The organism is Klebsiella sp. K5-306, assembly GCF_051835185.1.
Classification (GTDB): Bacteria; Pseudomonadota; Gammaproteobacteria; order Enterobacterales; family Enterobacteriaceae; genus Klebsiella; species Klebsiella oxytoca.
The window spans coordinates 43342-65279 of sequence record NZ_JAIFJY010000008.1; the positions used below are offsets into that span (position 1 = coordinate 43342).

19 protein-coding genes are annotated in these 21938 nt (G+C 53.4%); 10 read left to right on the plus strand and 9 right to left on the minus strand.

What is annotated here, in order from left to right; genetic code table 11:
• Window positions 1-122 precede the first annotated feature (122 nt).
• The 7 genes from cyoE to K2184_RS13945 all read right to left on the minus strand — a co-directional run bounded on the left by cyoE (window position 123) and on the right by K2184_RS13945 (window position 7490).
• Window positions 123-1010 carry a heme o synthase gene (gene cyoE, locus K2184_RS13915; protein WP_004099521.1) on the minus strand — a complete coding sequence of 296 codons (888 nt, stop codon included), beginning with the start codon at window positions 1008-1010 and terminating at the stop codon, window positions 123-125.
• Window positions 1011-1021: 11 nt separating this feature from the next.
• Window positions 1022-1351, minus strand: coding sequence for a cytochrome o ubiquinol oxidase subunit IV (locus K2184_RS13920; RefSeq protein WP_004099523.1), 330 nt, complete (start codon window positions 1349-1351; stop codon window positions 1022-1024).
• On the minus strand, window positions 1351-1962 hold the full coding sequence (locus K2184_RS13925; RefSeq protein WP_004099525.1) for a cytochrome o ubiquinol oxidase subunit III: 612 nt from the start codon (window positions 1960-1962) through the stop codon (window positions 1351-1353). Before K2184_RS13925 ends, K2184_RS13920 begins: the two co-directional genes overlap by 1 nt.
• Window positions 1952-3943: a cytochrome o ubiquinol oxidase subunit I gene (gene cyoB, locus K2184_RS13930; RefSeq protein ID WP_004099527.1), complete on the minus strand. Its 1992-nt coding sequence runs from the start codon at window positions 3941-3943 to the stop codon at window positions 1952-1954. Before cyoB ends, K2184_RS13925 begins: the two co-directional genes overlap by 11 nt.
• Window positions 3944-3962: 19 nt before the next feature.
• Window positions 3963-4910: a cytochrome o ubiquinol oxidase subunit II gene (gene cyoA, locus K2184_RS13935; RefSeq protein WP_004099529.1), complete on the minus strand. Its 948-nt coding sequence runs from the start codon at window positions 4908-4910 to the stop codon at window positions 3963-3965.
• Window positions 4911-5390: 480 nt separating this feature from the next.
• The gene (gene ampG, locus K2184_RS13940) at window positions 5391-6866 is read right to left on the minus strand and encodes a muropeptide MFS transporter AmpG (protein WP_004111020.1); all 1476 of its coding nucleotides are present in this window, start codon (window positions 6864-6866) and stop codon (window positions 5391-5393) included.
• A gap of 45 nt (window positions 6867-6911) precedes the next feature.
• Entirely contained in the window at window positions 6912-7490 is a 579-nt protein-coding gene (locus tag K2184_RS13945; protein ID WP_004111021.1) for a lipoprotein, read from the minus strand.
• Window positions 7491-7795: 305 nt separating this feature from the next.
• On the opposite strand from K2184_RS13945, the gene bolA reads away from it, so the two are divergent.
• From bolA to K2184_RS13990, 9 genes are all read left to right on the plus strand, one after another.
• Window positions 7796-8113, plus strand: a complete 318-nt coding sequence (gene bolA, locus K2184_RS13950) for a transcriptional regulator BolA (RefSeq protein ID WP_004133447.1) — start codon at window positions 7796-7798, stop codon at window positions 8111-8113.
• A gap of 347 nt (window positions 8114-8460) precedes the next feature.
• Entirely contained in the window at window positions 8461-9759 is a 1299-nt protein-coding gene (gene tig, locus K2184_RS13955; RefSeq protein ID WP_004099537.1) for a trigger factor, read from the plus strand.
• Between the two features lie 315 nt (window positions 9760-10074).
• Window positions 10075-10698, plus strand: a complete 624-nt coding sequence (gene clpP, locus K2184_RS13960) for an ATP-dependent Clp endopeptidase proteolytic subunit ClpP (protein WP_003021624.1) — start codon at window positions 10075-10077, stop codon at window positions 10696-10698.
• A gap of 132 nt (window positions 10699-10830) precedes the next feature.
• Window positions 10831-12105, plus strand: a complete 1275-nt coding sequence (gene clpX, locus K2184_RS13965; protein WP_004099538.1) for an ATP-dependent protease ATP-binding subunit ClpX — start codon at window positions 10831-10833, stop codon at window positions 12103-12105.
• A gap of 183 nt (window positions 12106-12288) precedes the next feature.
• Window positions 12289-14643, plus strand: coding sequence for an endopeptidase La (lon, locus tag K2184_RS13970; RefSeq protein ID WP_004099539.1), 2355 nt, complete (start codon window positions 12289-12291; stop codon window positions 14641-14643).
• A 208-nt stretch (window positions 14644-14851) separates the two neighbouring features.
• The gene (gene hupB, locus K2184_RS13975; protein WP_002444653.1) at window positions 14852-15124 is read left to right on the plus strand and encodes a nucleoid-associated protein HU-beta; all 273 of its coding nucleotides are present in this window, start codon (window positions 14852-14854) and stop codon (window positions 15122-15124) included.
• Window positions 15125-15337: 213 nt separating this feature from the next.
• On the plus strand, window positions 15338-17212 hold the full coding sequence (ppiD, locus tag K2184_RS13980; protein WP_163524612.1) for a peptidylprolyl isomerase: 1875 nt from the start codon (window positions 15338-15340) through the stop codon (window positions 17210-17212).
• A 148-nt stretch (window positions 17213-17360) separates the two neighbouring features.
• Window positions 17361-17729 carry a helix-hairpin-helix domain-containing protein gene (locus K2184_RS13985; RefSeq protein ID WP_004099556.1) on the plus strand — a complete coding sequence of 123 codons (369 nt, stop codon included), beginning with the start codon at window positions 17361-17363 and terminating at the stop codon, window positions 17727-17729.
• 110 nt (window positions 17730-17839) lie between these two features.
• Window positions 17840-18241, plus strand: a complete 402-nt coding sequence (locus tag K2184_RS13990) for a YbgC/FadM family acyl-CoA thioesterase (RefSeq protein ID WP_024273845.1) — start codon at window positions 17840-17842, stop codon at window positions 18239-18241.
• A 264-nt stretch (window positions 18242-18505) separates the two neighbouring features.
• Here K2184_RS13990 and queC read toward each other — a convergent pair whose 3' ends face one another.
• Together queC and K2184_RS14000 are read right to left on the minus strand one after the other, a co-directional pair.
• On the minus strand, window positions 18506-19201 hold the full coding sequence (gene queC, locus K2184_RS13995; protein ID WP_004099562.1) for a 7-cyano-7-deazaguanine synthase QueC: 696 nt from the start codon (window positions 19199-19201) through the stop codon (window positions 18506-18508).
• Window positions 19202-19267: 66 nt separating this feature from the next.
• On the minus strand, window positions 19268-20968 hold the full coding sequence (locus K2184_RS14000; RefSeq protein WP_032727878.1) for an SgrR family transcriptional regulator: 1701 nt from the start codon (window positions 20966-20968) through the stop codon (window positions 19268-19270).
• 126 nt (window positions 20969-21094) lie between these two features.
• On the opposite strand from K2184_RS14000, the gene cof reads away from it, so the two are divergent.
• Window positions 21095-21913, plus strand: a complete 819-nt coding sequence (gene cof, locus K2184_RS14005) for an HMP-PP phosphatase (RefSeq protein ID WP_004099564.1) — start codon at window positions 21095-21097, stop codon at window positions 21911-21913.
• Window positions 21914-21938: the final 25 nt, after the last annotated feature.

The window sequence follows — 21938 nt, forward strand, 5'->3', positions numbered from 1 at the left end:
CTGTTAGAAAATGAAGCGAATGGCCAGTTTCTTTAAATAATGTGAATTAGAAGGAAGGGTAGATAAAAAAACAGCCCCCGATCTTACGAACGGAGGCTGTAGAACGATAGCTGACCTGCGAGTTATCTCGCCATTGCCAGCAGGCTATGTGAATCCGGCACCATAAAGTCAACGGACATCATCACCGACAGCGCGGTAATGGCGACAATCGAAAAGACGAACAGCTTACGCGCCCAGACTTTATCATCCGCCACTTTATAGCCGCGCAGCGCCATACCGAGCCACCAGACGCTCACGGCCGCAGCGACAACCAGATATTTATATCCGGCGTAGCCGCCCAGAGAGAGCATCAGCGTAGCCACGGTGAAGGCGATGATGTAAACGGTAATATGATTTTTGGCGACTGAAATGCCTTTCACCACCGGCAGAACCGGAATATTCGCTGCCTGATAATCCTTAAAGCGGAAGATCGCGATAGCGTAGGAGTGGGGCATCTGCCACAGGCTGAAAATCGCCAGCAGAATCGCGGCACCGCTGTCAAAATCACCGGTAACCGCGCAGTAGCCAATCACCGGCGGCGCAGCGCCGGAGAGAGAACCAATCAACGTGCCGTAGACGGAGTGGCGCTTCATGTACAGGCTGTAAACGCCGACATAAACCACGAACCCCATCACCCCCAGCCAGCAGGCCAGGGGATTAGCGCCAAACCACAGGAGCATGAAGCCAGCAATACCCAGCACGGTGGCGTATACCAGCGAAGCTTCTGGCGAGATCAGCCCTTTGACCAGCACCCGGTTTTTCGTCCGTTCCATCTTACGATCGATATCACGGTCGATATAGTTGTTGAAAACACAACCCGAGGCGACCACCAGGGATACTCCGAGGAGCGTCCAGAGAAATAGCGGATAGTCGATGTGGCCTTTGGAGGCCAGCAGGAAACCGCCAATCACGGAGATCAGGTTGCCAAAAATGATGCCTGGTTTCGTTACTTGCAGGTATTGCTTAAACATACTCGCCGCTCTTAGTGCATCATCATGTTGTAGTTCAGGTTCCACATAATCCAGATGGAGCCAACGACTACGATAGCAATGATGATTACGGTGAAGATAAATGCGGTCAGGTTCCAACCTTCGTCCGATTTACTGTTCATATGCAGGAAGTACACGAGGTGTACCACAATCTGCACAACTGCAGTAACCAGGATGGTTCCCAGAATTGCCGCATGCGATGCGGAGCCACTCATCACCATTGCAAACGGGATAACCGTCAGAATGATCGACAGAATAAATCCTGTCATGTAGCTCTTCACGCTGCCGTGAGAAGCGCCGCTATGATCGGTAGAATGACTCATTACATCGCCCCCATCAGATAAACAACAGAGAACACGCAGATCCACACGACGTCCAGGAAGTGCCAGAACAGGCTCAGGCACATAATACGGGTGCGGTTAGTGCTGGTCAGCCCACGACGGGAAACCTGAACCATCAGCACCGCCATCCAGATCAGACCTGAAGTCACGTGCAGACCGTGGGTGCCGACCAGCGCGAAGAACGCTGACAGGAAGCCGCTGCGATCCGGACCCATACCTTCAACAATCAGATGATGGAATTCATAGAGCTCCATCGCGATGAATCCTGCCCCGAAGAGGAAGGTCAGCGCGAGCCAGGAAACGACCTGGCTCTTGTTGTTTTTGTACATGGCGATAGCCGCCATGCCGTAGGTGATGGAGCTGAACAGCAGCAGCGCGGTTTCAACCAGAACGAACGGCAGTTCAAAAATATCTTTACCGGTCGGACCGCCCGCCGTGCCGTTCACCAGAACGGCATAGGTAGCGAACAGAGTGGCGAAGATAATGCAGTCGCTCATCAGGTAGATCCAGAAACCGAATACCTTCATCGGTCCTGTATCATGGTGCCCGTGTTCGTGCGCGTGGGCGTTATGCGCAAGAGTATCAGTTGCCATTTTTCAGCCCTGCTTTGTTAATCTCATCGAAATGCTGATTTTCCAGTTTTTCGACTACTGCAACCGGCACGTAGTAATCCACGTCCTCGTCAAAGCTCTTAATGATCCAGGTCGCCAGGATGCCGACGAAGCTTGCAATCGCCAGCCACCAGATATGCCAGATCATTGCGAAACCAAACAACGTTGCGAAAGCTGCAATGACAATGCCCGCGCCGCTGTTTTTCGGCATATGAATCTCTTCATAGCCAGCCGGTTTCTTATACGCTTCGCCTTTTTCTTTCATTTCCCAGAACGCGTCACGCTCGTGAACGACAGGAACGATAGCGAAGTTGTAGAACGGCGGAGGAGAAGAGGTTGCCCACTCCAGCGTACGGCCGCCCCATGGGTCACCGGTGAGGTCGCGGTTCTGCTCGCGATCGCGGATAGACACGTAGAACTGAATCAGCTGGCAGAGGATACCGCAGGCGATCAGCGCCGCACCGCAGGCTGCAACAACCAGCATCGGATGGAACTGCGGGTCAATCTGCTGGCTCAGGCGACGGGTCATACCCATGAAGCCCAGCACGTACAGCGGCATAAACGCCACGAAGAAACCGATGATCCAGAACCAGAAAGCGCGTTTGCCCCAGGTTTCGTTCAGCGTGAAGCCAAAGGCTTTCGGCCACCAGTAGGTCAGACCTGCGAAGCAACCGAACACCACGCCACCGATGATGACGTTATGGAAGTGCGCGATCAGGAACAGGCTGTTGTGCAGCACGAAGTCTGCGCCCGGTACCGCCAGCAGAACGCCGGTCATACCGCCTACGGAGAAGGTCACGATAAAGCCAATCGTCCACAGCATTGCTGAGTTGAAGACGATGCGGCCCTGGTACATGGTGAACAGCCAGTTGAAGATCTTAACCCCGGTCGGGATAGCGATGATCATGGTCGTAATACCGAAGAAGGCGTTTACGTTCGCGCCCGCACCCATAGTAAAGAAGTGGTGCAGCCAAACGATGAACGACAGAACGGTAATACATACTGTTGCCCATACCAGCGAGGTGTAGCCAAACAGACGCTTACGCGAGAAGGTTGCGGCGATTTCGGAGAAGACGCCGAATACTGGCAGAACCAGAATGTACACTTCCGGGTGACCCCAGGCCCAAATCAGGTTGATGTACATCATCATGTTGCCACCCATATCGTTGGTAAAGAAATGGGTGCCCAGGTAGCGGTCCAGGGTCAGCAGCGCGACGGTGACGGTCAGAATTGGGAAAGAGGCGATAATCAGGATGTTGGCGCACAGAGATGCCCAGCTAAATACCGGCATCTTGAACATGGTCATGCCAGGGGCACGCATCTTGATAATCGTAACAAAGAAGTTAATACCAGTTAACGTTGTACCAATACCGGATAGCTGGAGAGCCCAGATCCAGTAATCGACCCCGACGCCTGGACTGTACTCAATTCCCGATAGCGGCGGATAGGCCAGCCAACCGGTCTGCGCGAATTCACCGACGCCCAGAGAAAGGTTAACCAGAATCACGCCCACAACGGTGAACCAGAAGCTCAGGTTGTTAAGGAATGGGAAGGCAACGTCGCGCGCACCGAGCTGAAGCGGAACCACCAGGTTCATCAGACCGATAACAAACGGCATCGCTACGAAGAAGATCATGATAACGCCGTGGGCGGTAAAGATCTGATCGTAGTGATGAGGCGGCAGGAAGCCTGCTTCCCCGGCTGAGGCCAGCACCTGCTGGCTACGCATCATAACGGCGTCAGCAAAGCCACGCAGCAACATGACGATTGCTACGATAACGTACATGATACCGAGACGTTTGTGGTCAACCGAAGTCAGCCACTCGTTCCAAAGGTAGGACCACTTACCGAAGTAAGTGATGGCAGCCAGAAGCGCCAGCCCCCCAATGATAATTGCAGCCACCGTAACCACAATAATGGGTTCATGGTAGGGCACTGCATCCAGTGTAAGTTTTCCGAACATCGTTTTCTTCCTCGGCCCCTTAGTGAGCGGTTTCCGCGTGGCTCATGTCCATGCCTTCCATTCCTTCGTGCGCTGCATGCTCGCCCTCGGGTTGGGTCATATCCATGCTCTTACCGTGAGACATAAATTTGTTCACCACATCTTTAAACAAATCAGGTTTCACGTTAGAGAAGTATTCCACTTTGTTGTATTCGCTAGGCGCAGCCAGTTTGTCGAACGTTTCCATGGAGTCCATAGCGTTCGCAGACTGTTTGGCTTTCGCTACCCACTGATCGAAGGTTGCACGATCCGGCGTGGCGATAGCTTTGAACTTCATTCCTGAGAAGCCCGGGCCGCTATAGCTGGCGGAGATACCGTCGTAAGTACCAGGTTCGTTCGCGATGAGGTGCAGCTGAGTCTGCATCCCGGCCATTGCGTAAATCTGGCTACCTAAACGTGGGATAAAGAACGAGTTCATCACGGAGTTGGAGGTCACTTTGAAGTGTACCGGTACGTTCGCCGGGAAGGCGATTTCGTTGACGGTAGCAATGCCTTGTTCCGGATAGATGAAGAACCATTTCCAGTCCATCGAAACGACTTCGATGGTGATAGGTTTTTCATCGTGAGCAAGCGGTTTGCTCGGCTCTAATGCGTGAGTTGTTTTCCAGGTCAGAACGGCCAGGAACAGGATGATCAGAATAGGAACCGTCCAGACCACAGCTTCAACTTTGTTGGAGTGTGACCAGTTCGGGCTATACTTCGCATCTTTATTGCTCGCACGATACTTCCAGGCAAATCCTACTGCCATCAAGACGGCTGGAATAACGACGATCATCATCAGGCCAAAGGCCGTCAGAATCAGAGAGCGTTGCTCCAGTCCAATCTGTCCTTTTGGGTCGAGGAGTGCAGAATCACAACCACTGAGTAATACAGTGCCTGCGATTAATGACATCCATCCCAAACTTTTATTGTATTTCCTAAGTCTCATTGAACGACCTCAATTCCACGGAATCTGGTGGCGCTTAAAGTGTACGGGCATTTTACGGGAAGGTTGCATTACTGTAAACATAGTTGGAGCTGTGTCTGTTCTATGTTAGCGGCTTCTGCTTGCCTTGTCACATATGTTACGGAGTGTGACATTATAGCTTGCAAACCTTGATTTACGCGGGATTGATAACGAAAGGGATAAGAACGAAAGGGTTTATAAGAGAATGAGCATAACCACCTGCAAAACAACACAAATAATTAACAATTAATTATCAAATTAAAGACATCATAAAAGCCGAAAATAAAACCAGCTGAGCTGAATCGGTTAAATTATTTATAGATTCGCATAAAAATTGTCAATAATTTCCAGAAATCTAAAACGCACAAAACAACAAATCAGGTACATTGAATATAAAATCGTTAATAAGACGTTATAATTACGTTTAGTAATTACAACGTCCATTTACGTTCTTGCGCTGATTTAAATCAACTCGGTTTTGCGCAATGCGAGGTAGTCAAGGAACGCGCCGAGCAAAATACCCGCAACGGCGGTAAGAACGGCAACCTCAAGCAGGCCCGCGAGGAAGGAAAAGGTGGTGTAATCCAGCGCGTTGAGGACCAGCAGCAGTAGCCATATCGCCAGTATCAGGCAGCCAATCGCCAGAATAACTAATGCCAGCCCGTAGGCCTGAGGAAAAAGCGTGCGCGGCATAAAGCTCTCCGAACGTTGAGTATGTTCAAGCGTACGACGACAAATTAACAGCAGCAAAATCCCCGGAACCGCAGCAACAACGGAAAAGAGATAGAAAGCAGGCCATCCGTGAGCTTCGACAAACCAGCCGGCGATAGGCCCCACATATACGCGCCCAACGGCGGAGAGCGCTGAGAGCAAAGCGAACTGGGTGGCTGAAAATGACTTATTGCACAGCGTCATCAGCAGCGCAACGAATGCCGCCGTGCCCATTCCGCCGCACAGGTTTTCGAAAAACACCGCCGTCGCCATGGAGAAAAGGTGTTTATCGGTAATTGAGAGCAGCCAATACCCGGCGTTGGATACCCCCTGCAGCAGGCCGAAAATCAGCAGCGCGCGGAAAAGCGTCAGGCGCTGCATAAGCACGCCGCCATAAAGCGCACCGACAATCGTGGCGAACAGGCCGAGCGTTTTATTGACCATGCCCACTTCGCCCGCATCAAAACCGACGCCGCGAATCAGGAAGGTGGTGGTCAGACTCATGGCAAACGCGTCGCCAAGCTTATAAAGGACGATAAGCAAGAGAATAAGCCAGGCATTATTGCGGCCGAAGAAGTCGCGCAGCGGTGCGGCGACGGCCTGCTCCAGCGTCTTCGGCACCGGAATGACGTCGCTGGGTTCCGGGGCCAGCAGAGTAGCAATAATGCAGGGGATTAGCAGTGCGGCCATCAGCCAGTACATTCCCTGCCATCCCAGCCAGCGATCGGCCAGCCATAGCGCCAGCCCGCCGGAAACCAGCATCCCCAGACGATAGCCCAGCACGCTGATTGCCGCCCCGGTGCCTCGCTCTTCAGCGGCCAGCACGTCGGTCTTCCACGCGTCAAACACGATATCCTGCGAGGCGGAGCAAAAGGCGATAACGACCGCCAGCGCCGCCATCCAGCGTAGTTGCGTGGAAGGTTCAAGGAATCCCATCGCCGCAATGGCAATAAGTAGCAGGATCTGGGTCGCCAGCAGCCAGCCGCGTCGACGACCAAGAAACGGCGGCGTATAGCGGTCCATTACCGGCGACCAGAGGAATTTAAAGACGTAGGCCTGCCCGACGAGCGAGAAAAAACCGATGGTTTTGAGATCGATGTTTTCAACGGTCATCCACGCCTGTAGCGTGCCGGAGGTCAGGGCTAGCGGTAATCCAGAGGCGAAACCGAGAATCAGCAGGATAGCTGATTTTGGCTGCGTGAAAATGCGTAAATAATGATTGGACATAGCATATCGTGCAGACCCGACGCGAGGCCGGGTCTGCAACTCAAATTAACGCGCGTTTTGCTTGATGAAATCGTGAATGCTGGTGTCCTGCGCCATGTCGGCGATGGTATCGGTCATGACGCTGTTTACCGCATCGGCGATATTTTTGTTCGAGGCCTGGAAGGCGCCTTCAACAGAGTAGCTGGCACGGTAGTTTTTCGTCATCTTATTGCCGTTGGCGGCGGTCGCGATAATCGCAATATCCGCTTTGGTCGCAATGTTGTAGCGTACGTTGCCTTGAGAAACGTCGGCGTACAGTTTGTTGACGATGATTTGCAGGTCAACCGCGCCGTTTGGACCAATCATGTAGCCACGCGAGGTCATCTGCTTCTCAAGCACTTCCTGCAGCAAGAAACGCAGATCGCGGGAGGCGGTTAGCGTAACCTGCTGATTATCACGGGTGACTTTCGCCAGCGCCTGATCCGGACGCTGATCGGCGCCGTTAATGCTGACGGTCACGCCCATCAGGCTCGGATCCTGCTGCGGCAGCGTGATTTTCGGCGATACCTCAATAGTGGTCGGCGGAGTGGCGCATCCGGCCAGCATAAACAGCGCGACCAAAGGAAAGAGAATTTTCTTAAACATGTTCAGGGTCTCAACGCATGGTGGAGTGGTAATGAGGAAAATTCCCGCCATCATAACATCGCCAACGGCAAGGGGAAGTGGCAACGCATGTAAATTCATCGTCTTGTGCGTTTTCTGGCCTTGCCATATCGGTTATCGCCATCCGGACGGGGCTTCAGCGAGACAGAATCAGTAAACCTGATACTTTTGCCGCAAAATATCAGAGGAATGCTAATTTTTTGTTGTTTTCGCCCAATGGAAGCGGTAAAAGCGGCTAACATTTAAAGGGAATGGCGGCAATACAGCGTTGTCGGAGGAGAAAATTCATGATGATACGTGAACAGATCGAAGCAAAACTTAGGGCAGCGTTCGACCCGGTGTATCTTGAAGTCGTGGATGAAAGCTATCGCCACAACGTTCCTGCGGGCTCTGAAAGTCATTTTAAAGTGGTGTTGGTAAGCGATCGCTTCCTTGGCGAGCGTTTTCTTAATCGTCACCGTATGATTTACGGAACGTTGACTGAGGAACTATCAAGCACCGTGCACGCTCTGGCGTTGCATACCTACACAATCAAAGAGTGGGAAGGGCTACAGGATACCGTCTTTGCTTCTCCTCCTTGTCGCGGAGCTGGAAGTATCGCGTAGAAATCACATTTGCAACCGCTGGAGCTTTTCCAGTATGTTGCGTGGAGATTTATGAGAAAACGGCCTGCGGGCCGTTTTGTTTTGCCTGAAAATTGTGCGATGCGCGCATTTGGGCAGGCAAATTTGCTCGGGAAATGTGAAAAAAGCCGCAGCAGTGGGCGACAACCGTTCTCGACTCACAAAAGTGATGCCGCTATAATGCCGCGTCTTTTATTATGAATGTCTTCGGGATGATTCTGACGACAGGGAATGTGTTTCTGATTTGAAGAGGGCATCCCGGTTCTGCGAAGCAACCAGTTCGCGCTTCCAGAGTTGACCGAGCACTGTGATTTTTTTGAGGTAACAAGATGCAAGTTTCAGTTGAAACCACTCAGGGCCTTGGGCGCCGTGTAACGATTACTATCGCCGCTGACAGCATCGAGAATGCTGTCAAAAGCGAGCTGGTCAACGTAGCGAAAAAAGTTCGCATTGACGGCTTCCGTAAAGGCAAAGTGCCGATGAATGTTGTTGCTCAGCGTTATGGCGCATCTGTTCGCCAGGACGTGCTGGGTGATCTGATGAGCCGCAACTTCGTTGACGCGATCATCAAAGAAAAAATTAATCCGGCTGGCGCGCCGAACTATGTTCCGGGCGAATACAAGCTGGGTGAAGATTTCACCTACGCGGTAGAGTTCGAAGTTTATCCGGAAGTTGAGCTGCAGGGTCTGGAAGCGATCGAAGTTGAAAAACCGGTTGTTGAAGTGACCGACGCCGACGTTGATACCATGCTGGATACTCTGCGCAAGCAGCAGGCTAACTGGAAAGAAAAAGACGGCGCAGTTGATGCTGAAGACCGCGTTACCGTTGACTTCACTGGTTCCGTTGACGGCGAAGAGTTCGAAGGCGGCAAAGCCTCTGACTTCGTCCTGGCGATGGGCCAGGGCCGCATGATCCCGGGTTTTGAAGAGGGTATCAAAGGCCACAAAGCTGGCGAAGAGTTCACCATCGACGTGACCTTCCCGGAAGAGTACCACGCTGAAAACCTGAAAGGTAAAGCGGCGAAGTTCGTTATCAACCTGAAAAAAGTTGAAGAACGTGAACTGCCAGAACTGACTGAAGAGTTCATCAAACGTTTTGGCGTTGAAGATGGTTCCGTAGCCGGTCTGCGCGCTGAAGTGCGTAAAAACATGGAGCGCGAGCTGAAAGGCGCCGTGCGTAATCGCGTTAAGTCTCAGGCTATCGAAGGCCTGGTAAAAGCTAACGATATCGACGTACCGGCTGCACTGATCGACAGCGAAATCGACGTTCTGCGTCGTCAGGCTGCTCAGCGTTTTGGCGGTAACGAGAAACAGGCTCTGGAACTGCCGCGTGAGCTGTTCGAAGAGCAGGCTAAACGCCGCGTTGTTGTTGGTCTGCTGCTGGGCGAAGTGATTCGTACCAACGAGCTGAAAGCTGACGAAGATCGCGTAAAAGGTCTGATCGAAGAGATGGCTTCCGCTTACGAAGATCCGAAAGAAGTGGTCGAGTTCTACAGCAAGAACAAAGAGCTGATGGACAACATGCGCAACGTTGCGCTGGAAGAGCAAGCCGTTGAAGCCGTGCTGGCGAAAGCTAAAGTGTCTGAAAAAGCCACTTCCTTCAGCGAACTGATGAACCAGCAGGCGTAATTTCGCCTCAAGGTTTAAGGTTTGAGTAAAAACCCGTTGCCGAAAGGCTGCGGGTTTTTTTATTGCAATGATAGCCTTAGGATGAGTGCGAAAAGGCGATTTCAGTGATAGCGTTACGGCAAAAGATTGTTATGCTTGAATTATGGCGACGTCATCCCCATAACCGGGAGACGTAACTGCATTGGCATAATCATGCGCCGTAATGAAGCGTGCATCTATGCACTTCTGCCCGACAGCAGAAATTCTGGCTGATAATCCGTCCGTAAGGTTACAATCAGTGCAGCGGTTTTTTTCAAATTAATCCAGGAGACGGAAATGTCATACAGTGGCGAACGAGACAACTTTGCACCCCATATGGCCCTGGTGCCGATGGTCATTGAACAGACCTCACGCGGCGAACGTTCATTTGATATTTACTCCCGTCTGCTCAAGGAGCGCGTCATTTTTCTGACCGGCCAGGTAGAAGATCACATGGCTAACCTGATCGTGGCGCAGATGCTGTTTCTGGAAGCGGAAAACCCGGAAAAAGATATCTATCTGTACATTAACTCTCCGGGCGGCGTGATTACCGCCGGGATGTCTATCTATGACACCATGCAGTTCATTAAACCAGACGTGAGCACCATTTGTATGGGCCAGGCGGCCTCTATGGGCGCATTCCTGCTCACCGCCGGGGCGAAAGGCAAGCGTTTCTGCCTGCCGAACTCACGCGTGATGATTCACCAGCCGCTGGGCGGCTACCAGGGCCAGGCGACGGATATCGAAATCCACGCCCGCGAAATCCTGAAGGTGAAAGGTCGCATGAATGAACTGATGGCACATCATACGGGTCAATCTCTTGAGCAGATCGAGCGTGACACCGAGCGCGATCGCTTCCTGTCTGCCTCAGAAGCAGTGGAATACGGCCTCGTCGACTCCATTTTGACTCATCGTAATTGATGCCCCTGGCGCAAGGGTGCCGCTATACTTGGTTGTAAGAGGGCGGCACAACGCTTCATAGCGGTTTGCGCCTGAGAATGGCATTTGCGTCGTCGTGTGCGGCACAAAGAACTTAATAAGAGGTTTGGACTCATGACAGATAAACGCAAAGATGGTTCGGGCAAACTGTTGTACTGCTCTTTTTGCGGCAAAAGCCAGCATGAAGTGCGTAAGCTAATCGCCGGGCCATCCGTGTATATCTGCGACGAATGCGTTGATTTATGTAACGACATCATTCGCGAAGAAATTAAAGAAGTCGCGCCGCATCGCGAGCGCAGCGCGCTGCCGACTCCGCACGAAATTCGCCACCATCTGGACGATTACGTTATCGGCCAGGAGCCGGCGAAAAAAGTGCTGGCGGTGGCGGTATACAATCACTACAAACGTCTGCGCAATGGCGACACCAGCAACGGCGTAGAGTTGGGTAAAAGCAACATTCTGCTGATCGGACCGACCGGTTCCGGTAAAACGCTGCTGGCGGAAACGCTGGCGCGCCTGCTGGATGTGCCTTTCACCATGGCGGATGCCACCACTCTGACCGAAGCCGGTTACGTGGGTGAAGACGTTGAAAACATCATCCAGAAGCTGCTGCAGAAGTGCGACTACGACGTACAGAAAGCCCAGCGCGGTATCGTCTACATTGATGAAATCGACAAAATTTCCCGTAAATCGGATAACCCGTCGATCACCCGCGATGTCTCCGGCGAAGGCGTGCAGCAAGCGCTGTTGAAGCTTATTGAAGGCACTGTTGCCGCGGTTCCGCCGCAGGGCGGGCGTAAGCATCCGCAGCAGGAGTTCCTGCAGGTTGATACCTCTAAGATCCTGTTCATCTGCGGCGGCGCCTTTGCAGGACTGGATAAGGTCATTTCTCACCGTGTTGAAACCGGTTCTGGTATCGGTTTCGGCGCGACGGTTAAGGCTAAATCCGACAAGGCCAGCGAAGGCGAGCTGTTGTCTCAGGTTGAACCGGAAGATCTGATTAAGTTTGGTCTGATTCCTGAGTTCATCGGGCGTCTGCCGGTGGTGGCGACCCTGAGCGAGCTGAGCGAAGAAGCGCTGATTCAGATCCTCAAAGAGCCGAAAAACGCCCTGACCAAGCAGTATCAGGCGCTGTTCAGCCTTGAAGGCGCTGAGCTGGAGTTCCGCGACGAAGCGCTGGATGCTATCGCTAAGAAAGCGATGGCGCGTAAAACCGGCGCTCGCGGCCTGCGTTCTATCGTTGAAGCCGCGCTGCTCGATACCATGTACGATCTTCCGTCAATGGAAGATGTGGAAAAAGTGGTCATCGATGCCTCGGTTATCGATGGTCAGAGCAAGCCGCTGCTGATTTACGGCAAACCGGAAGCACAGCAGGCATCTGGTGAATAATTAACCAATTTGCTCAAGCAGTTAACAAAAAGGGGGGATTTTATCTCCCCTTTTATTTTTCCTGCATTCCCGCCGTTGAATGTATGGAATACATCCCCATATACTGGTTTACATATTAACGGCGACGCGTCGTTGAGTTGCGTCGTCGGCTACCTGGCGGACTTTAAACTAAGAGAGAGCTCTATGAATCCTGAGCGTTCTGAACGCATTGAAATCCCCGTATTGCCGTTGCGCGATGTGGTGGTTTATCCGCACATGGTCATACCCCTGTTTGTAGGGCGGGAAAAATCTATCCGTTGTCTCGAAGCAGCCATGGATCATGATAAAAAAATCATGCTGGTTGCGCAGAAAGAAGCCTCGACGGATGAGCCGGGTGTAAACGATCTTTTCACCGTCGGGACCGTGGCGTCTATTTTGCAAATGCTGAAGCTACCGGACGGTACTGTCAAAGTGCTGGTCGAAGGTTTGCAGCGCGCGCGCATCTCTGCGCTATCTGATAACGGCGAGCATTTTTCGGCGAAAGCTGAATATCTCGAATCGCCGGCGATTGACGAACGCGAGCAGGAAGTGCTGGTTCGTACCGCTATCAGCCAGTTTGAAGGCTACATCAAGCTGAACAAGAAAATCCCACCGGAAGTGCTGACGTCGCTGAATAGCATCGACGATCCGGCGCGCCTTGCGGATACCATCGCAGCCCATATGCCGCTGAAGCTGGCGGACAAGCAGTCCGTGCTGGAGATGTCCGACGTTAACGAACGTCTGGAATATCTGATGGCGATGATGGAGTCAGAAATCGATCTGCTGCAGGTTGAGAAGCGCATTCGCAACCGCGTGAAAAAGCAGATGGAGAAATCTCAGCGCGAGTACTACCTGAATGAGCAAATGAAAGCCATTCAAAAAGAGCTCGGCGAGATGGACGACGCCCCTGACGAGAACGAAGCGCTGAAGCGTAAGATCGACGCGGCGAAAATGCCGAAAGAGGCAAAAGAGAAAACCGAAGCGGAACTGCAAAAACTGAAAATGATGTCCCCGATGTCGGCGGAAGCAACCGTCGTTCGCGGCTACATTGACTGGATGGTGCAGGTACCGTGGAACGCCCGCAGCAAGGTTAAAAAAGACCTGCGTCAGGCTCAGGAGATCCTCGACACCGATCACTACGGTCTGGAGCGCGTGAAGGATCGCATCCTTGAGTACCTCGCGGTGCAGAGCCGTGTTAACAAGCTCAAAGGGCCAATCCTGTGCCTGGTTGGGCCTCCGGGGGTTGGTAAAACCTCGCTGGGTCAATCTATCGCCAAAGCAACCGGACGTAAGTACGTGCGTATGGCGCTGGGCGGCGTGCGTGACGAAGCGGAAATCCGCGGTCACCGCCGTACCTACATTGGCTCAATGCCGGGCAAACTGATCCAGAAAATGGCCAAAGTGGGCGTTAAAAACCCGCTGTTCTTACTGGATGAGATCGACAAAATGTCTTCGGACATGCGGGGCGATCCGGCATCGGCGCTGCTGGAGGTGTTGGATCCGGAACAGAACGTGGCTTTCAACGACCACTATCTGGAAGTGGATTACGATCTCAGCGACGTGATGTTCGTCGCGACCTCTAACTCCATGAATATTCCGGCGCCGCTGCTGGATCGTATGGAAGTGATTCGCCTCTCCGGCTACACCGAAGATGAGAAGCTGAACATCGCCAAACGCCATTTGCTGTCAAAACAGATAGAGCGTAATGCGCTCAAAAAAGGCGAGCTGACGGTTGATGACAGCGCGATTATCGGCATTATCCGTTACTACACTCGTGAAGCGGGCGTGCGTGGTCTGGAGCGCGAAATCTCGAAACTGTGTCGTAAAGCGGTCAAACAGCTGTTGCTGGATAAGTCGCTGAAGCATATTGAGATTAACGGCGACAACCTGCATGACTTCCTGGGCGTGCAGCGCTACGACTATGGCCGTGCGGATAGTGAAAATCGCGTGGGTCAGGTGACTGGCCTGGCGTGGACGGAAGTGGGCGGCGATCTGCTGACCATTGAAACTGCCTGCGTTCCGGGTAAAGGCAAGCTGACCTATACCGGTTCACTGGGTGAGGTTATGCAGGAATCTATCCAGGCTGCGCTGACCGTGGTGCGTTCGCGTGCGGATAAGCTGGGTATTAACTCAGATTTTTATGAAAAACGCGATATCCACGTGCACGTACCGGAAGGCGCAACGCCGAAAGATGGCCCAAGCGCCGGTATTGCGATGTGTACCGCACTGGTTTCCTGCCTGACGGGTAATCCGGTGCGCGCCGATGTGGCGATGACCGGGGAAATCACCCTCCGCGGTCAGGTGTTGCCAATCGGTGGTCTGAAGGAAAAACTGTTGGCTGCACACCGTGGCGGCATTAAGACTGTTCTGATTCCTGATGAAAATAAACGTGACCTTGAAGAAATTCCAGATAACGTTATCGCCGATTTAGATATCCATCCGGTGAAACGAATCGAGGAAGTTCTGGCACTTGCACTGCAGAACGAGCCGTTTGGTATGGAAGTCGTCACGGCAAAATAGTGATTTCGCGCAAATAGCGCTAAGAAAAATAGGGCTGGTAAGTAAATTCGTACTTGCCAGCCTTTTTTTGTGTAGCTAACTTAGATCGCTGGCAGGGGGGTCAATTACAACTCTGTTGTAAGGGCATGACAGTCCTGATATAACTGCTGCGCGGTCGCGCCACGAAGGATTCTGGTGCGATATAAATTATAAAGAGAGGAAGAGAACAGTGAATAAATCTCAACTGATTGACAAAATTGCTGCCGGTGCGGACATTTCTAAAGCCGCAGCTGGACGTGCGTTAGATGCTTTAATCGCTTCTGTTACTGAATCTCTGCAGGCTGGGGATGACGTTGCGCTGGTAGGGTTTGGTACTTTTGCTGTTAAAGAGCGCGCTGCCCGTACCGGTCGCAATCCGCAAACAGGCAAAGAAATCACCATCGCTGCTGCTAAAGTACCGGGTTTCCGTGCAGGTAAAGCGCTGAAAGACGCGGTAAACTGATCGACTTCCCCACTGGGGTCTGTGACGAAGTACAAGGGCGCATCGCAAGATGTGCCTTTTTTATTTGCCAGAATGAGACTTAATGTGACTTTATACGCACTTGTGGGCTGACAATCACCCCGTTTTCTTGTCAAAATACGTCCTCACGCGCGGCGGCCATCACATGCTATGCTGCGCGAGCAAAAGTCATCTACAGCGGAGCGTTGTTACACCATGATGGACAACCTACGCACGGCCGCCAACAGCGTCGTGCTCAAGATTATTTTCGGTATCATTATCGTCTCGTTCATTTTGACCGGGGTGAGTGGTTACCTGATTGGCGGTGGAAACAACTATGCCGCAAAAGTTAATGACCAGGAGATTGGTCGCGCACAGTTTGAAAATGCCGTTGCCAGCGAGCGTAACCGCATGCAGCAGCAGCTTGGCGATCAGTTTTCTGAACTGGCGGCCAATGAAAATTACATGAAGACCATGCGTCAGCAGGTGTTGAACCGTCTGATTGACGAGGCGCTGCTCGATCAGTACGCCCGTGAACTGGGCCTTAATATCAGCGACGACCAGGTCAAGCAGGCTATCTTCAAGACCCAGGCTTTCCAGGCGGATGGCAAATTTGATAACGAGCGCTTCAGCCGTATCGTTAATCAAATGGGGATGACGACGGACCAGTACGCTCAGGCATTACGTAATCAGCTGACGACTCAGCAACTGATTAACGCCGTTGCCGGTACCGATTTTATGCTGCCGGGCGAATCCGACCAGCTGGCGGCGCTGGTGTCGCAACAGCGCGTCGTCCGTGAAGCGACGATTGACGTAAACGCGCTGGCGGCGAAGCAAACCGCCACCGACGATGAAATCAACGCGTTTTACCAGCAGAACCAGGCGCGTTTTATGGCGCCTGAGCAGTTCCGCGTCAGCTACATCAAGATGGATGCTGCGAGCATGCAGGAAAACGTCTCTGACCAGGAAATTCAGTCATGGTACGACCAGCATCAGGATCAGTTCACTCAGCCGCAGCGTAATCGCTACAGCATCATCCAGACCAAAACCGAAGCGGATGCTCAGGCGGTGCTTGATGAGCTGAAAAAAGGCGCTGATTTCGCCGCGCTGGCCAAAGAAAAATCAACCGATATTATCTCTGCCCGCAACGGTGGTGATATGGGCTGGCTGGAAGATGCGGCTACCGTGCCGGAGCTGAAAGAGGCCGGTCTGAAAGAAAAAGGCCAGCTTTCAGGCGTAATTAAATCTTCCGTCGGTTTCCTGGTGGCGCGTCTGGATGACGTTCAGCCCGCTCAGGTAAAACCGCTGGCTGACGTTCGCAATGATATCGCGGCGAAAGTGAAGCAGGAGAAAGCTCTGGATGCTTACTATGCGCTGCAGCAAAAAGTCAGCGACGCGGCGAGCAACGATAACGAATCCCTGGCTGGCGCGGCTCAGGTTGCCGGTCTGAAAGTGGTTGAAACCGGCTGGTTTGGTCGCGATAACCTGCCGCAGGAGCTGAATTTCAAACCGGTTTCTGACGCTATCTTCAACGGCGGTCTGGTTGGCGAAAACGGTACGCCGGGCAGCAACTCCGATATCATCACCGTCGACGGCGATCGCGCATTTGTTCTGCGCATCAGCGAGCATAAACCGGAAGCGGTCAAACCGCTGGCGGAGGTGAAAGCGCAGGTGAGCGATATTGTTAAGCACAACAAAGCGGAGCAGCAGGCGAAGCTGGATGCCGATAAGCTGCTGACTGCCCTGAAAGAGGGTAAAGGTGACGAAGCGATGAAAGCCGCCGGACTAAGCTTTGGTGCGCCGCAGACGCTGTCGCGTACCGGTCAGGAAGCGTTGATCCAGTCTGTCTTTGCGCTACCGCTGCCGCAGGCGGGTAAGTCCAGCTACGGCGTGGGCACGGACATGCAGGGCAATGTGGTACTGCTGGCGCTGGATGAAGTGAAAGCGGGTACGATGCCGGAAGAGCAGAAAAAGGCGATGATTCAGGGCATCACCCAGAATAACGCACAGATCGCCTTCGAAGCGCTGATGAGTAACCTGCGTAAAGCGGCGAAAATTAAGCTCGGCGACATTATCGATCAGCAACAATAATTACGTGCTGCTTCGCAAAAGCAAGTAACGTGATGCAATTATCAAAGGCCGCTTTCGCGGCCTTTTCCATTTCTGCATTTTGCCTTTTGTACTCTTTTTCCCTCATCGCTATCGTGACCTTGCTGTCTACAAACAAGGAGATAACAGCATGAAACGAGGATTGAAAACGCTTCTTACCGTCGCCGTACTGGTTTGCGCAGCGGGAAGTCAGGGCGCTTTTGCCGCGCCTTCCAGCGGGAAGACGTCGCCGGCAACAAAGGAGAGCGTGCAGACGCCGCAGGCAAAGGCACCTGATGCGTTGAACGCGCCCGATAGCGAAGGTACCAGGGTGAGTATCAATAACGCCAGCGCCGAAGAACTGGCGAAGGGGCTGAACGGCGTTGGCCTGAAGAAGGCGCAGGCTATTGTCAGCTATCGTGAAGAATATGGGCCATTTAAAACCGTTGACGATCTTAAGCAGGTGCCGGGGATGGGCAATTCGCTGGTAGAGAGAAATCTGTCACATTTGAAGCTGTAAATTTTCTTCACAAGTTTGCACAGTCGTTATTATTTGCCAGACTGAAGAGGTCACACCAGTGGTGTGACCTCTGACCTCAAAACAACAATTAAAGATAAGGCATTTGCGCTATGCAGACACAAATCAAAGTTCGCGGCTATCATCTCGACGTCTATCAGCATGTCAATAACGCGCGGTATCTGGAGTTTCTCGAAGAGGCGCGCTGGGATGGCCTGGAAAGCAGCCCGGCCTTTCACTGGATGACCGCTCGCAACATCGCCTTTGTGGTGGTCAATATCAATATCAACTATCGCCGACCGGCGGTACTGGGCGATGTATTAACCGTCACCAGCAAGCTCGAACAGCTGAACGGAAAAAGCGGGACGCTAAGCCAGGTGATTACCCTTAACCCTAACGGCGAGGTGGTCGCCGATGCGCTTATCACTTTTGTCTGCATTGATCTAAAAACGCAGAAAGCGCTGCCGCTTGAGGGCGAACTGCGCGAAAAGCTGGAGCAGCTGGAGCCTCGCTAACAGGCCAGCCGGAGGGGGATGTCCCGGAGGCGGTGCTGCGCACCTGTCCGGGCTACTTCTCCACAACCACCTGCGATCTGGTAACGCGGGCTACGCGTCCTCAGCAGCCTGCGATCCGGTAGCCCGGGTAGGCGCATCGCGCCGCCCCCGGGAGCAAGCGCACAGAAAGGGGCAGAACTATCCCCGAAGGCGCTGCTGCGTATCAGACCAGGCTATGCATCGTGAGCCGCCTGCGATCCCGCCACGCCGCCGGGAAATAACCGGCTACTGCAGTCCTGTTTTCTGCTTCATGTCAGTCATCACCCCAACCTTATCGCCCAGATACTGGCGCAGCCCGTTGGCGCGGAGGTTACAGGAGGCGCACTGCCCGCAGCCGTCGCCTTTAATGCCGTTATAGCAAGTCAGGGTTTCATGGCGTACCAGGTCCAGCTGGCCCCAATAATCGGCCAGGGCCCACGTCTCGGCTTTATTCAGCCACATCAGCGGCGTCTCAAAGCGAATATCTTTCGCCATTCCCAGACTGACGGCCTGGTGCAGCGCTTTGACGAACTCATCGCGGCAGTCCGGGTAGCCCGAAAAGTCGGTCTCGCAAACGCCGGTGATGATAGCTTCCGCTTTAACCTGATACGCGTAAATGGCCGTCAGGGTTAAGAACAGAATGTTGCGACCGGGCACGAAAGTGTTGGGGATGCCGCTGGCGTCCGGTTCATAATCCGGAACCGGAATGCTATCGCGGGTCAGGCTGCTGACCGCCAGTTCGTTAAGCAGCGTGACATCAAGGACTTTGTGGGCAACGGCGCCCAGCTTTAGCGCCAGTTCGCGAGCAACGTCAATCTCCGCGCGATGACGTTGGCCATAATCAAAAGTGACGCAATGCACTTCATCATACTGTTGCAGAGCCTGCACCAGGCAGGTCGTCGAATCTTGTCCTCCACTGAAGACAACTACGGCGCGTTTCATGGTAATTCCTGACAATCGAAGTGAAACGCATATGGTAGCGCCTGATGAAGATGACCACCAGCCCCGTCACGGCGTCGAAGCCGGTAGCCAGGCGCTGGCGAAATCAAACCAGCCTCGCGCGTTCAGGCGCAGCCCGTTGACGCCAGGCGGTGCGCTGATGCGATAATTATAATTAAACAGCGGCGTCATGATGGCATCGTCCATCAGTGTGTTAAAGACGTTGCGCAAAGCTTCGCTGCGGCTGCGTTCGTCCGGTAATACCTGTACGGCATCCAGCGTTGCCTGAAGATGCGCATATTGCGCCCCGGTCAACAAATTAGGCCACAGGGCATCGCAGCGTAGCCACTGCTCCAGCGCATAAACCGGCGCTTCGCCAATCAGGCGATCGCCCATCATCAGGTCCGCCTTCGCAAACTGCTGGCAACCATCCCAGTTTTTCGCGTCATGAAAAATTATCGTCAGCTCGCAGCCGAGTTCTGCCAGCCGTTGCCGAAGGCGCTCCGCCATGGCGTGTAGCTCTACGGGAAGGTGATAGAGCAGAGTTAGCCGTTCGGGCAGCGGTGTATCACCATTTTCTGGCCACTGCGGAATAGTCCATCCCGGCAATACTTCGTTGCTCGGCGCGATCAGGTCTTCATCCAGCGGCAGCGTTTCTAACAGACCGGAGCGATGAATCAGCGAAACCAGTCTTTGGGCCTGCGCTTTATTCAGTTGGGGGCTCTGGCGCAGCGTCAGATAGCAAAATCCAAGACTGATGCTATTGCTGACCTGGCGCAGTCTGGTCAGCTCATCAGGGTCGCCAATGGTTATCTGTACCGGATGACGACAGCTGGTGCCCAGATCCTGTTCGAACAGCTGCGGCGTGATCCAGAATTCAACGGCCTGCAGCAGCGGATGGGTGAGATGATAACGCTGATGGTTTTCCAGCCGCACCAGTTCCTGAGTAAATAGTTTCAGGCGAAATGGCCCGCTGCCGATCGCCGGATCGTCCGGATGCGCCAGCACGCTGCAGTAGCTGGCAAGGCGGAACGGCAGCCAGTAATCGGCGCGGTGCAGGGTGATAGTCAGGCACTGAGAGTGGGTGACGCTAATCTCGCTGATACTGGCGAACAGCGTACGCATCGCGGGGAGCTGCAACAGCATCAGAAGGCGCTGCTGCAGCTGTGAGGTTTTTATCGGATCGCCGTTATGCCAGAACAGGGTGGAACGAATATAAAAGTGCCAGCGCAGACCGTCAGGCGACACCTCCCAGTGATGGGCTAAATCGCCTATCGGGCAGGTACTTTGCGCATCGAAACGGGTCAGGCCGGAAAATATCTCCCCTGCCAGGTGCTGCTCCGCGCGTCCCGGCATAAAACCCGGGCGCAGCGGCTCCAGCGGACGGTAATAAGGAATACGCAGGGTAGGCGTATCGTTCTGCCATTGGCCGCCGAGAAAGGGGGAAAGCAGCGCTTTAAGCTCTACAGGCGCCAGCTGGGCCAGTTCGAGGGCATTCTGCTGCTGTCCTTTATTTAGCGCCTGCTCCATCATTTCATTGCGCAGCGTTTCCGGCGCTTTGTAAAACTGGAGTAGCCCGCGCTTTCCGCGACCGGAGCTGGCCTTCCAGCTTAGCCAGCCGGATTCTTGCGCCTGGCGCAGCAGGGTTCGGATATGTCGTTCGCTGCAAAAGCAGCGCTCGGCCAGCTCGCCGACGGTCACCTGCTGCGGCTCGCCGGAAGAGGGTAGCCAGAGTCGCTGATACTGATGCAGACGGTTTAATAGCCTCATCGCTGTTTAGTCCTGCGGTAGATGATAAACCCGGAACAATAAAATTTATCTATTCACTATTACTTCCGTATATCTCAGGCAATACTGCAACACAAGCAAAATCCACCACGATAGGGGGAACAGGACATGGCCAGACTGGCTGCATTCGATATGGACGGTACGCTACTGATGCCTGACCATCGTCTGGGAGAAAAAACGCTTTCGACGCTAAAACGCCTGCGCGATCGCGACATCACCCTGACATTTGCTACCGGCCGTCATGCTCTGGAGATGCGCCACGTTATCGGCGAGTTCTCTTTGGATGCGTTTTTAATTACCGGCAACGGGACGCGCATTCACTCCCTGGAAGGTGAAGAGCTGTATCGTCGCGATCTGGCCCCTGATGTGGCGGAAGAGGTGCTGCATAGCGCCTGGGATACCGCGGCGAGTATGCATTTTTTCAACGACGGCGGCTGGTATACCGGGCAGGAGATTCCAGAAATTCTGCAAGCGCACGTCTTTAGCGGCTTTCGCTATCAGCTATACGATCCAAAGCGAATGCCGGCGCATCAGGTCACCAAAATCTGCTTCTGCGGCGATCATGACGATCTCCGGCGGCTAAGGCTGCAACTAAGTGAAGTGCTCGGCGGCCGAGCGGATCTCTGTTTTTCAGCGATGGATTGTCTGGAAGTTTTGCCCGGGGGCTGTAACAAAGGCGCGGCGCTGGCGGTATTAAGCCAGCATCTGGGCCTGACGTTGCAGGATTGCATGGCGTTCGGCGACGCCATGAACGATCGGGAAATGCTTGGCAGCGTCGGGCACGGCGTGATCATGGGCAACGCGATGGATCAGCTGAAATTTGAACTTCCGCATCTACCGGTTATTGGCGACTGCCGTCATCAGGCCGTTTCCCATTTTTTGACTCATTGGCTGGATTATCCTGATCTTCCTTATTCCCCCGAATAAAGAGACCCTGCCAGCAAGCCGGATA

Bases quoted from the DNA above. Each gene is read 5' to 3' on its own strand.
- cyoE (WP_004099521.1), bottom strand. From the start codon at position 1,010: ATGTTTAAGCAATACCTGCAAGTAACGAAACCAGGCATCATTTTTGGC.
- K2184_RS13920 (WP_004099523.1), bottom strand. From the start codon at position 1,351: ATGAGTCATTCTACCGATCATAGCGGCGCTTCTCACGGCAGCGTGAAG.
- K2184_RS13925 (WP_004099525.1), bottom strand. From the start codon at position 1,962: ATGGCAACTGATACTCTTGCGCATAACGCCCACGCGCACGAACACGGG.
- cyoB (WP_004099527.1), bottom strand. From the start codon at position 3,943: ATGTTCGGAAAACTTACACTGGATGCAGTGCCCTACCATGAACCCATT.
- cyoA (WP_004099529.1), bottom strand. From the start codon at position 4,910: ATGAGACTTAGGAAATACAATAAAAGTTTGGGATGGATGTCATTAATC.
- ampG (WP_004111020.1), bottom strand. From the start codon at position 6,866: ATGTCCAATCATTATTTACGCATTTTCACGCAGCCAAAATCAGCTATC.
- K2184_RS13945 (WP_004111021.1), bottom strand. From the start codon at position 7,490: ATGTTTAAGAAAATTCTCTTTCCTTTGGTCGCGCTGTTTATGCTGGCC.
- bolA (WP_004133447.1), top strand. From the start codon at position 7,796: ATGATGATACGTGAACAGATCGAAGCAAAACTTAGGGCAGCGTTCGAC.
- tig (WP_004099537.1), top strand. From the start codon at position 8,461: ATGCAAGTTTCAGTTGAAACCACTCAGGGCCTTGGGCGCCGTGTAACG.
- clpP (WP_003021624.1), top strand. From the start codon at position 10,075: ATGTCATACAGTGGCGAACGAGACAACTTTGCACCCCATATGGCCCTG.
- clpX (WP_004099538.1), top strand. From the start codon at position 10,831: ATGACAGATAAACGCAAAGATGGTTCGGGCAAACTGTTGTACTGCTCT.
- lon (WP_004099539.1), top strand. From the start codon at position 12,289: ATGAATCCTGAGCGTTCTGAACGCATTGAAATCCCCGTATTGCCGTTG.
- ppiD (WP_163524612.1), top strand. From the start codon at position 15,338: ATGATGGACAACCTACGCACGGCCGCCAACAGCGTCGTGCTCAAGATT.
- K2184_RS13985 (WP_004099556.1), top strand. From the start codon at position 17,361: ATGAAACGAGGATTGAAAACGCTTCTTACCGTCGCCGTACTGGTTTGC.
- K2184_RS13990 (WP_024273845.1), top strand. From the start codon at position 17,840: ATGCAGACACAAATCAAAGTTCGCGGCTATCATCTCGACGTCTATCAG.
- queC (WP_004099562.1), bottom strand. From the start codon at position 19,201: ATGAAACGCGCCGTAGTTGTCTTCAGTGGAGGACAAGATTCGACGACC.
- K2184_RS14000 (WP_032727878.1), bottom strand. From the start codon at position 20,968: ATGAGGCTATTAAACCGTCTGCATCAGTATCAGCGACTCTGGCTACCC.
- cof (WP_004099564.1), top strand. From the start codon at position 21,095: ATGGCCAGACTGGCTGCATTCGATATGGACGGTACGCTACTGATGCCT.